This is a genomic window from Streptomyces sp. NPDC051913 (assembly GCF_044593635.1).
Classification (GTDB): Bacteria; Actinomycetota; Actinomycetes; order Streptomycetales; family Streptomycetaceae; genus Streptomyces.
Genome location: NZ_JBIUCI010000049.1, coordinates 1 through 1323, shown reverse-complemented (window position 1 = coordinate 1323; position 1323 = coordinate 1). Strand labels below are relative to the sequence as shown.

At 66.1% G+C, this 1323-nt stretch carries 1 protein-coding gene; it reads right to left on the bottom strand.

The annotated features are described in order from the left end of the window. Positions 1–27: 27 nt before the first annotated feature. Positions 28–1271 (bottom strand): IS3 family transposase gene (locus tag ACIHIX_RS47870; protein WP_399966977.1). Its coding sequence is split into 2 segments (ribosomal slippage): positions 28–989 and positions 989–1271, totalling 1245 coding nucleotides; the frame shifts between segments, so codons are not numbered across the junction. Between the last annotated feature and the right edge of the window lie 52 nt (positions 1272–1323).

The following is a 1323-nucleotide window of genomic DNA, read 5'->3' as shown; positions in this document are numbered from 1 at the left end:
TGAACCGCTCCGGGATCGGTGGAGGCTCTATGCGTTGACTCCAGCCGCCGGTTGGGGCTGGTGTTGAGCGTAGTAGTTGGTCTCGTGCTCGTGCGGCGGGATGTCCCCGATCGCCGTGTGGAGACGCTGGTTGTTGAACCAGTCGACCCATTCCGCGGTGGCGAGTTCGACGTCGGCAAGGCCGTGCCAGGGCTTGCGGGGTTTGATCAACTCCGTTTTGTAGAGGCCGATCTGGGATTCCATGAGCGCGTTGTCCAGAGCATCGCCGACGGTGCCGATCGAAGCGTCGATGGCGGCGCCGAGGAGATGCGCGGTGAACGCGAACGATGTGTACTGACTGCCCGCATCCGAATGGTGAATAAGGCCCGGTCCAGCAGGAGTTCCCGCTCGGTCCCGGCGCCACAGCGCCATGTCGAGGGCGTCGAGGACGAGCTTGGCCCGTTTGCTGGTGGCAGCGGACCAGCCCACGATCGCCCGGGAGAACACGTCCACGACGAACGCGACGTAGACGATCCCGGACCAGGTGGCCACGTAGGTGAAGTCGGCCACCCACCGCTCGTTCGGACGGGACGCGGTGAAGTCGCGTTGCAACAGGTCGCCGGCCCTGTCGTGGCCGTCGTCCCGGATGGTGGTCCGGATCTGTTTCCCGCGTCGGGCGCCTTGAAGGCCGAGGTCGCGCATCAGCCGGGCGACGGTGCAGCGGGCCACCGGTATGCCCTCGCGATGCAGCTGCCGCCAGACCTTCCGGACCCCGTAGACGCTGAAATTGTCCGTGTGCACGCGGCTGATCTGCGTCTTCAGCTCCCCGTCCCGGACCGACCGGGTGCTGGGGGCACGGTTCTTCGCCGCGTAGTAGGTGCTCGTTGCGATCTTCAGTCCGTGGCTGTTGAGGACACGGCAGATCGGCTGGACTCCGAACACCTTGCGGTGTGCGTCGATGAACGCTACGAGCGTTTCGACGGCCGGTCGAGCTCGGCCGCGAAGAAAGCCGACGCTGCTTTCAAGATCTCGTTGGCCCGACGCAGTTCGGCGTTCTCGGCCCGCAGCCGCTTGATCTCCGCGGCCTCCTCGGACGTGACGCCTGGTCGTTGGCCGGCGTCTACTTCGGCCTTGCGGACCCAGGTCCGCACCGTCTCCGCCGCACCGATGCCCAGCTTGGCTGCGACTGTCTTCATCGCGGCCCACTCGGTCGGGTAGTTGGGACGGATCTCCGCGACCATGCGTACCGCGCGCTCACGAAGCTCGGGCGGGTAAGGGGACGGACGTGCCATGGCTCGATCCTCTCAGGGAATCGAGCCTCCATCAGACCCGGAGCGGTTCACA